Source organism: Ottowia sp., from assembly GCF_035444425.1.
In the GTDB taxonomy this organism is placed as follows: domain Bacteria; phylum Pseudomonadota; class Gammaproteobacteria; order Burkholderiales; family Burkholderiaceae_C; genus Ottowia.
This window is the reverse complement of sequence record NZ_DAOMOQ010000026.1, coordinates 37,572-46,988: the sequence shown is the minus strand read 5'-3', so window position 1 is coordinate 46,988 and position 9,417 is coordinate 37,572. Positions and strand designations below refer to the sequence as shown.

At 68.1% G+C, this 9,417-nt stretch carries 9 protein-coding genes; 3 read left to right on the top strand and 6 right to left on the bottom strand.

The window, feature by feature from the left end:
- From PK606_RS11100 to scpA, 6 genes are all read right to left on the bottom strand, one after another.
- A partial coding sequence (locus tag PK606_RS11100) for an acyl-CoA carboxylase subunit beta (RefSeq protein ID WP_324563863.1) occupies positions 1 to 1,499 on the bottom strand: 1,499 nt, incomplete at its 3' end.
- Positions 1,500 to 1,509: 10 nt separating this feature from the next.
- Positions 1,510 to 2,364 (bottom strand): BUD32 family EKC/KEOPS complex subunit, encoded by an 855-nt coding sequence (locus tag PK606_RS11095; protein ID WP_324563861.1) that lies wholly within the window; start codon positions 2,362 to 2,364, stop codon positions 1,510 to 1,512.
- Complete coding sequence (gene meaB / locus PK606_RS11090) at positions 2,361 to 3,374, bottom strand: methylmalonyl Co-A mutase-associated GTPase MeaB (protein WP_324563858.1); 1,014 nt, start codon at positions 3,372 to 3,374, stop codon at positions 2,361 to 2,363. Before meaB ends, PK606_RS11095 begins: the two co-directional genes overlap by 4 nt.
- An 8-nt stretch (positions 3,375 to 3,382) precedes the next feature.
- On the bottom strand, positions 3,383 to 3,802 hold the full coding sequence (locus PK606_RS11085; RefSeq protein ID WP_324563856.1) for a type II toxin-antitoxin system VapC family toxin: 420 nt from the start codon (positions 3,800 to 3,802) through the stop codon (positions 3,383 to 3,385).
- Complete coding sequence (locus PK606_RS11080) at positions 3,783 to 4,055, bottom strand: YlcI/YnfO family protein (RefSeq protein WP_324563854.1); 273 nt, start codon at positions 4,053 to 4,055, stop codon at positions 3,783 to 3,785. The genes PK606_RS11085 and PK606_RS11080 overlap by 20 nt, the downstream gene beginning before the upstream one ends.
- 41 nt (positions 4,056 to 4,096) lie before the next feature.
- A complete protein-coding gene (gene scpA, locus PK606_RS11075; RefSeq protein WP_324563852.1) occupies positions 4,097 to 6,253 on the bottom strand; it encodes a methylmalonyl-CoA mutase in 2,157 nt (718 codons plus the stop codon).
- 263 nt (positions 6,254 to 6,516) lie between these two features.
- Here scpA and PK606_RS11070 point away from each other — a divergent pair, with 263 nt between their 5' ends.
- The 3 genes from PK606_RS11070 (at position 6,517) to PK606_RS11060 (ending at position 9,413) form a co-directional block, all read left to right on the top strand.
- The gene (locus PK606_RS11070; protein WP_324563850.1) at positions 6,517 to 7,158 is read left to right on the top strand and encodes a GntR family transcriptional regulator; all 642 of its coding nucleotides are present in this window, start codon (positions 6,517 to 6,519) and stop codon (positions 7,156 to 7,158) included.
- A 92-nt stretch (positions 7,159 to 7,250) separates the two neighbouring features.
- Entirely contained in the window at positions 7,251 to 8,126 is an 876-nt protein-coding gene (locus tag PK606_RS11065) for a peptidoglycan DD-metalloendopeptidase family protein (protein WP_324563848.1), read from the top strand.
- Positions 8,127 to 8,342: 216 nt separating this feature from the next.
- Complete coding sequence (locus PK606_RS11060) at positions 8,343 to 9,413, top strand: YkvI family membrane protein (RefSeq protein WP_324563846.1); 1,071 nt, start codon at positions 8,343 to 8,345, stop codon at positions 9,411 to 9,413.
- Positions 9,414 to 9,417 lie beyond the last annotated feature (4 nt).

Here is a 9,417-nt window from a genome sequence, read left to right as displayed (position 1 = left end):
TTGTCCAGCTTCTTGTCCTTCAGCATCGCCAGACTGCGGCAGATGCGCTTGCGCGTCTCGTGCGGCTGGATCACGTCGTCGATGAAGCCCCGGCTGCCGGCGACGAAGGGGTTGGCGAAGCGGGCCTTGTATTCGGCCTCGCGCGCGGCCAGCTTTTCGGGATCCTTCTTTTCCTCGCGGAAGATGATCTCCACCGCGCCCTTGGCACCCATCACGGCGATCTCGGCGTTGGGCCAGGCCAGGTTGACGTCGCCGCGCAGGTGCTTGGAGCTCATCACGTCGTAGGCGCCGCCGTAGGCCTTGCGCGTGATGACGGTGATCTTGGGCACGGTGCACTCGGCGTACGCATACAGCAGCTTGGCGCCGTGCTTGATGATGCCGCCGTATTCCTGGCTGGTGCCGGGCATGAAGCCGGGCACGTCGACGAAGGTGATGACGGGGATGTTGAAGGCGTCGCAGAAGCGCACGAAGCGCGCCGCCTTGATCGAACTCCTGATGTCCAGGCAGCCGGCCAGCACCAGCGGCTGATTGGCGACGATGCCGACCACCTGCCCGTCCATCCGGCCCATGCCGATGACGATGTTGGCCGCGTAGTCGGGCTGCAGTTCGAAGAACTCGGCGTCGTCCACCGTCTTGACGATCGCCTCCTTGATGTCGTAGGGCAGGTTGGGGTTGTCGGGAACCAGGGTGTCCAGGCTCTTGTCGGCGCGGTCGGCCAGGTCCTGCGTGGGCCGATAAGGCGCCTTCTCGCGGTTGCTGGCCGGGATGTAGTTGAAGAAGCGCCGCAGCATCAGCAGCGCCTCGACGTCGTTCTCGAACGCCAGGTCGGCGACGCCGCTGCGCGTGGTGTGGGTCAGGGCGCCACCCAGTTCTTCCGAGGTCACGCTCTCGTGCGTCACGGTCTTCACCACCTCGGGGCCGGTGACGAACATGTAGCTGGTGTCCTTGACCATGAAGATGAAGTCGGTCATGGCCGGCGAGTAGACGGCGCCGCCGGCGCACGGGCCCATGATCATGCTGATCTGCGGGATCACGCCCGAGGCCATCACGTTGCGCTGGAACACCTCGGCGTAGCCGCCGAGCGAGGCCACGCCCTCCTGGATGCGCGCGCCGCCGGAGTCATTGAGGCCGATCACCGGGGCGCCGACCTTCATCGCCTGGTCCATGATCTTGCAGATCTTCTCCGCGTGCGCCTCGCTCAGGGCGCCGCCGAACACGGTGAAGTCCTGGCTGAAGACGAACACCAGCCGGCCGTTGATGGTGCCGTAGCCGGTCACCACGCCGTCGCCCGGGATGTGGGTCTGGTCCATGCCGAAGTCGGCACAGCGGTGCTCGACGAACATGTCCCATTCCTCAAAGCTGCCGACGTCGAGCAGCGCCTCGATGCGCTCGCGCGCGGTCAGCTTGCCCTTGGCGTGCTGCGCATCGATGCGCTTCTGGCCGCCGCCCAGGCGCGCCGCGGCGCGCTTTTGTTCCAGTTGTTCGAGGATGGGTTTCATAGGTCCTTGTTCACTTTCGGATTCGCTCTCGGGAGGATTCGGTTGGCGCCATCGGTCCATCATGACGCTCGGCATAACGGTGCGCGGCGGCGGCTGCGGCCTGCAACGCCACCGTGTCGCGGCCGAAGCGCCGATGGCGCGGCAGGCGGCGCAGCCAGCCCAGCTTGGGGCAGGCATGCAGGAACAGTCGCCGCACTTCCGCCGGCTCGCGCGCCATCCAGGCATCCAGTTGCGCATCGACCTGGTCCTGCGGCAGCAGCGGCGCCAGCGCCCACAGCGTGCTGTGCAGGTAGCTGAGCCAGTCGCGCACCTGCGCCTCGGCCAGGCCCATCACCTGCAGCGGATCGTCCTCGAAGTCGATCATGCCGGCCAGCCGCGGCGGCTGACTGCGCGTGTCGACGATGATGTTGCGTGCGAAGCCCTGGCTGAGGTACTGGCCTTGCGCATGGATGCGCACCAGCGCATCGCCGCCCTCGCGCCACAGCAGCGCGGCCTGCCGATCACCGCCCTGCAGCAGATCGCCCAGGTGCTGCTCACCCAGCCACTGCATGACGAAATGATCCGGCGCCTCGTGCAGCACGCGCGGCACCGGCGCACCCGCCGCGTGCAGGGCGCGCAGGCGAGCGAGCTCGGTCTGCTGAGCCGCGGCGCCGCCAAGCATCGGCGCCGCCTTCAGGTAGGGCACGCCGACCAGACGCGCCAGCAGGTTCAGCAGCTGGTAGCGCACCGGGTGCCGCGCCGGGCGCTGGCCCTTGACGACCACCTTGCCGCTGGCGGTGTCGAGCACTTCCATGCGCTGCGCGCGCCAGCCGGACGAACGCGTGACGCGTTCGATGTCGGACGGCGACAGCGTCACGGCGTTCACCCGCCCTGCTCCATGCCGGCCAGCGCCAGCAGCCGGCGCGCCGCGGTCGAGGGCGGCAGGCGGCCATCGGCGACCGCCTGCGTGGTCGCCGGCAAGGCCTCGCGCACGCCGGCGTGCTGGCGGAACGCGCTCTTCAGGCTGGCGTCGATGCGCTCCCACATCCAGGCCAGCGACTGCTGCCGGCGGCGCGCGGCCAGGCGGCCATTGGCGGTCTGCAGGCGCCTGAACTCGGTCACGGCCTGCCAGAATTCGTCCAGGCCCTCGCCTTTCAGGCCGCTGATCTGGATCACGCGCGGATGCCAGAGCTGCGCGTCGTGCTGCGCATGCTCGGGATTGCCGTGCAGGCCGAACAGGCGCAGCGCCGACTGGATCTGTGCCCGCGCGCGCGTCGCGGCGGCGGGGTCGATATCGGCCTTGTTGATGACCACCAGGTCGGCCAGTTCCATCACGCCCTTCTTGATCGCCTGCAGGTCGTCGCCGGCGTTGGGCAACTGCAGCAGCACGTACATGTCGACCATGCCGCTCACCGCCGTCTCACTCTGGCCCACGCCGACGGTCTCGACCAGCACCACGTCGTAGCCAGCGGCCTCGCACACCAGCATCGACTCGCGCGTCTTCTCCGCCACGCCGCCCAGCGTGCCGCTGCTGGGGCTGGGGCGGATGTAGGCGCCTTCCAGCGTCGACAGGCGTTCCATGCGCGTCTTGTCGCCCAGGATCGAGCCGCCCGACACGGTGGAAGACGGGTCGATCGCCAGCACCGCGACGCGGTGGCCGCGCTCGATCAGGTACACGCCGAGCGATTCGATGAAGGTGCTCTTGCCGACGCCAGGCACGCCGCTGATGCCGATGCGCAGGGACTGGCCGGTGTGCGGCAGCAGGCGGGTCAGCAACTCGTCGCCCTGCGCGCGGTGATCGGTGCGGGTCGATTCGAGCAGGGTGATGGCCTTGGCGATGGCGCGGCGCTGCATCGGGCCACCAGCCATGGTGATGGCTTCGACGCCGGGGCTCATGAGCGCGCTCACAGGATCTCGAACGCCCGGCCGTCGGGCAGGCGGTAGCGGGAGAAATCGCGCACATCCAGGGTCAGGATGAACGGGCTGTCGAGCTGCTGCGCCAGCCAGTAGAGCGAGGCATCGGCGAAATCCATGATCGACCGGCCGGGTTCGGTGTAGCGCTTCATCCAGCCCAGCATGTCCTCCAGCACGTCGGCGTCGAAGCCCTGCACCGCCACCGCGCCGGCGTGCAGCCATTGCAGCAGCGCCATGTGGTTGGCCGGCGCGAGCAGGTAGCTGGCTTCGGTCACGCACGGCCAGGTCGTCACCAGGCGCACCCGCTCGCCCAGCAGCCTGGCGAGCAGGCCCTTGCAGCGCTCGTAGTCGCGGTCGGCATCGTCGAACAGCGCCACCAGGGGTCCGGTATCAATCAGCGCGACGCGCACGGTGCTTGTCCTGGGCGATCTGGCGCAGCTGCTCGCGCGAGCTGCGGGCCTTGTCGGTGCGGGGCTTTTCGGGTCCCGGCTCGGCAATGCCGTACTGCTGGCGGATTTCCTCCAGCAAGCGCATCGGGTCGCGCGGCTGCAGCGCCTGCCGCAGCAACTGGTTGACGTATTGCGACTTGGTGGTCTTCAGGCGCTTGACCTCGAGCTCGAAGGCCTGCTGAAGATCGGCATCAAGACGGACGGACAGGGACATGGGAACCTCCTGTTGTAATACAGTATTATTGTATTACAACCTCAGCTTTTGGCCTTCCTGATCTGCTCCAGCACATCCTTGGCACTGGCCGGGATCGGCGTGCCCGGGCCGTAGATGCCCTTCACGCCCGCCTCGTACAGGAAGTCGTAGTCCTGGCGCGGCACCACGCCGCCGACGAACACGATGATGTCGTCGGCACCCTGTTTCTTCAGTTCCGCCAGGATCGCCGGCACCAGCGTCTTGTGGCCGGCGGCGAGCGTGCTGACACCGACCGCGTGCACGTCGTTCTCGACCGCCTGGCGCGCGCATTCCTCGGGCGTCTGGAACAGGCTGCCGATGTCGACGTCGAAACCGAGGTCGGCAAACGCGGTGGCGACCACCTTGGCACCACGGTCGTGGCCGTCCTGGCCCAGCTTGGCGATCATCACGCGCGGGCGTCGGCCCTCCTGCTCGGCGAAGTCGCTGATCTCGTTCTTCAGTTTTTCCCAGCCTTCGGCCGAGTCATAAGCGGCTGCGTACACCCCGGTCACCTTTTGCGTATCGGCGCGGTGGCGCCCAAAGACCTGCTCCATGGCATCGCTGACCTCGCCGACGGTGGCGCGGGCGCGGATGGCCTCGACGGCGGCGGCGAGCAGGTTGCCCTGCCCGCTTTCGGCCACCTGCGTGATCGCCGCCAGCGCCTGCCGCACCTGCGCGGCGTCGCGCCTTTTCCTGATATCGCCCAGGCGCGCGATCTGCGATTCGCGCACCTTGACGTTGTCGACCTCCAGGATCTCGATCGCGTCCTCTTTCGCCAGCCGGTACTTGTTGACGCCGACGATGACGTCCTTGCCCGAGTCGATGCGCGCCTGCTTCTCGGCCGCCGCGGCCTCGATCTTCAGCTTGGCCCAGCCAGAATCCACCGCCCTGGTCATGCCGCCCATGGCGTCGACCTCCTCGATGATGGCCCAGGCCGCATCGGCCATGTCCTGCGTCAGCTTCTCCATCATGTAGCTGCCGGCCCAGGGATCGACCACGTTGGTGATGTGCGTCTCCTCCTGGATGATGAGCTGCGTGTTGCGCGCGATGCGGGCGCTGAACTCGGTCGGCAGCGCGATCGCCTCGTCGAACGAATTGGTGTGCAGGCTCTGCGTGCCGCCGAACACCGCCGCCATGGCCTCGATGGTGGTGCGCACCACGTTGTTGTAGGGGTCCTGCTCGGTCAGCGACCAGCCGCTGGTCTGCGAATGCGTGCGCAGCATCAGCGACTTCGGGTTCTTCGGCTCGAACGCCTTCATGATGCGGCACCACAGCAGGCGCGCGGCGCGCATCTTGGCGATCTCCAGGTAGAAGTTCATGCCCACCGCCCAGAAGAAGGACAGGCGGCCGGCGAAGGCATCGACGTCCATGCCCTTGGCCAGGGCGGTCTTCACGTACTCCTTGCCGTCGGCCAGGGTGAAGGCCATCTCCAGCGCCTGGTTGGCACCGGCTTCCTGCATGTGGTAGCCGCTGATGGAGATCGAGTTGAACTTCGGCATGTGGCTGGCCGTGTACTCGATGATGTCGCCGATGATGCGCATGCTCGGCTCGGGCGGGTAGATGTAGGTGTTGCGGACCATGAACTCCTTGAGGATGTCGTTCTGGATCGTCCCCGCCAGCTGGTCCTGCGCCACGCCCTGCTCTTCGGCCGCCACGATGTAGCCGGCCAGGATCGGCAGCACGGCGCCGTTCATGGTCATGCTGACACTCACCCGGTCGAGCGGGATGCCGTCGAACAGGATCTTCATGTCCTCCACGCTGTCGATCGCCACGCCGGCCTTGCCGACGTCGCCCGTCACGCGCGGGTGGTCCGAGTCGTAGCCGCGGTGCGTCGCCAGATCGAAGGCCACGCTGACGCCCTGCCCGCCGGCGGCCAGCGCCTTGCGGTAGAAGGCGTTGGATTCCTCGGCGGTCGAGAAGCCGGCGTACTGGCGGATCGTCCACGGCCGCACCGCGTACATGGTCGCCTGCGGGCCACGCAGGAAGGGCTCGAAGCCGGGCAGCGTGTCGGCATAGGGCAGGTCCTGCGTGTCCGCCGCCGTGTACAGCGGCTTGACCGTGATGCCGTCGGGCGTGAGCCAGTTCAGCGCGCTCACGTCGCCGCCCGGGGCGGATTTCTGCGCGGCTTTGTCCCAGTCGGCCATCGAGGCGGGCTTGAACGAGGGATGCGGTTTGCTCATGGCGAAGTCTTTCTGGCGAAAAAGCCGGCAATGGCGCCGACGTGACGGCTTGCCGGTTCGTGCTTGGTGCAGCGCGCCGATTCGCGTCTGCCGCGGCGCGGCGCACACGGGACAGGGCGGGCGCCTCATTGTCGCCCCACCGGCGATGAATGCCCCGCCCTCTTCGCCCCGACATGTGCCTCGACCGCCCCACACCAAGATTCGTAATTATTAATTCAGAATCCGATCGGCAGCTTACAATGCCTCGAAATTTTTTCCAAGCCATGACCAGCAGCGCCGTCCGTCTCGCCCCGCGCGCCCTCTACGAGGAAGTGGCCGAGCGCCTGCGCCAGCGCATCTTCAACCGCGAGCTGACACCGGGCAGCTGGATCGACGAGCTGAGGATCGCCGAAGAACTGGGCATCAGCCGCACGCCGCTACGCGAAGCACTCAAGGTGCTGGCCGCCGAGGGCCTGGTGACCATGAAGGTGCGCCGCGGCGCCTACGTCACCGAGTCCTCGGCCAAGGACCTGGCCGATGTCTATCACCTGCTGGCGCTGCTGGAAACCGACGCCGCCGAGGTGGTGGCCGGCCGGGCCAGCGACGCCGAGCTGGCCGAGCTGGCCGCGCTGCACGCCGAGCTGGAGCAGGCCAGCGCCGACGCCGCGCGCTTCTTCGCCCTCAACGAGTCGTTTCACCTGCGCCTGCTGGAACTGGCCGACAACCGCTGGCGGCTGCAGATGGTGCAGGACCTGCGCAAGGTGATGAAGCTGCATCGCCAGCATTCGCTGCAGAAGGCCGGCCGGCTGCAGGAATCGCTGGCCGAGCACCGCGCGCTGATGGCGGCGCTGGCCGCGCACGACATCGCCGGCGCCGCGCGCTGCATGCGGGCGCACTTCCGCGGCGGACTCGAGGCGGCGATCTGATCCCGCGGCCGCGCCGGCCGCAAGGTCGCAGAGTCGCTGGCTCTTGCTATACTATTCGTAGCTTACTGCGATCGTTGCCACGCTCCGACACCATGCATGCTATACAAGACCTGAGGCCGCGCGACGCTGCCCGCATCGACCGCCGAACGCTGCTCGCCGCGCTCGCCGGCACCACGATCCCGCACTGGACGCTGGCGCAGCCCGCCGCACCCGCGCTGTGGCCGCGCCACGCATCGGTGCCCGGCGGTGTCGCCCGGATCGATCTCGGCCCGGCTGCGCAGCAGCCGGCCGCGTTCTCGGGCGACGTCCCGCTGCTGGTGCTGGGCGACGTCATCAGCTGGACCGCGCTGGTCGGCATCCCGCTGTCGGCCGAGCCGGGCGCGGCGAGCATCCGCGTGCGCAGCGGCGGAAACGAGAGCAAGCTGCCCTACACCATCCAGCCCAAGCGTTACACCGAACAGCACCTGAAGGTGTCGCCCCGCACCGTCGACCTGGCGCCCGATGATCTGGCTCGCCACGAGCGCGAGCGCGCGCACCAGCAGCGCGTCATCGCCACGGTCAGCACGCCGCCGGCCGGCGAGTTGCGCATGCGCGAGCCGACCAGCGGCCGGCGTTCCAGCTCGTTCGGACTGCGGCGCTTCTTCAACGGCCAGCCGCGCAATCCGCACAGCGGCATGGACATCGCGGCGCCCACCGGCACGCCTGTCGTCAGCCCGCTGCCCGCCACGGTGATCGACACCGGCGACTACTTCTTCAACGGCCAGACGGTGTGGCTGGACCACGGCGGCGGCCTGCTGTCGATGATGTGCCACCTGAGCCGCATCGACGTCGGCAACGGCGACCGGCTGGCCACCGGCGAGCGGCTCGGCGCCGTCGGCGCCACCGGCCGCGTGACCGGGCCACACCTGCACTGGACCGTGAGCCTGAACCGCGCCTCGGTCGATCCGGCGCTGTTCCTGGATGCCTGAAGCAGCTCGCCGGCTCGAGCACACGCCGACCATCCCGGCGCGGCGCGCCGCGCCGGGCGCTGGTCAACGCGGGCAGCGTGATCGCGCGTGTGTGGCAACCCCCGAAATGATCCTGCAAGCCCCCTGGGCGACCGTGGTCATCGCAGCGATTGGACGGGTGGTCGCCGACTTCGCCACACTGCGACCATCCGAGCCGCGATTACCAAGGGAGATGGCATGGGCGCGTTGAAGGACATCCTGCGCATTGCCGGCGCCTTCGTCGGCGTCGTGGTGGGCGCGGGCTTCGCTTCCGGGCAGGAGATCATGCAGTTCTTCACCAGTTTCGGCATGCTCGGACTGGTCGGTGCGATCGTCAGCAGCGCGCTGTTCATCTTCCTGGCGATGGCGCTGGTCACGCTGGGGCAGGAACGGGCGGCCAAGTCGCACAAGGACGTCATCATGGCCATTTGCGGCCCGTACCTGGGCGCACTGCTCGACTGGCTGATCACCGCCTTCATGTTCGGGGTCGGGGTGGTGATGCTGGCCGGCGGCGGCGCCCTGGTCGAGCAGCTGACCGGCATTCCCAAGCACTACGGCAGCATCGCGATGACCGTGCTCACCGTGCTGATCGTCTGTCTCGACGCGCGCAAGGTCGTCAACATCATCGGCGCCATCACGCCCCTGCTGGTGCTGATGACGGTCGTCGTCGCAGGCGCCGCGATCTTCCAGCGCACGCTCGACTTCGATACGCTGGCGCAGGCCGCCGTCGCCCTGCCGCGTGGCGCCTCGAACTGGCTGCTGGCCGCCCTGCTCTACGTGTCCTACAACATCGTCGTCAGCACGCCGTTCCTGGTCATCATGGGCAGCCAGACCTCGAGCCGGCGCATCGCCACCTGGGGCGGCATCGCCGGCGGCGCCCTGCTGAGCAGCCTGATCCTGCTGATCGCCGGTGGCATGCTGGCGCAGGTCACCGAGCTGGCCGAGGTGGCGATGCCGATGCTGCTGCTGGCCAGCAAGCTGTCGCCGGCACTGGGCGCCATCATGGGAATCACGATCTTCGGCATGATCCTGAACACCTCGGTCGGCGTCTTCTATTCCTTCTCGGTGCGCCTGTTCACGCCCGGGACGGCCGGCTTCGTCTGGGGCACGGTCGTCACCGCCGTGCTTGCCTTCGCCGGCAGCTTCGTCGGCTTCATCAAGCTGGTCGGCACCGTCTACCCCATGTTCGGCTACCTGGGCTTCGTGCTGATGGTGTTCACCATCATCGGTTGGTGGCGTCGGCGCGATGCCAGTCCCGCTGCGCACTGACCGC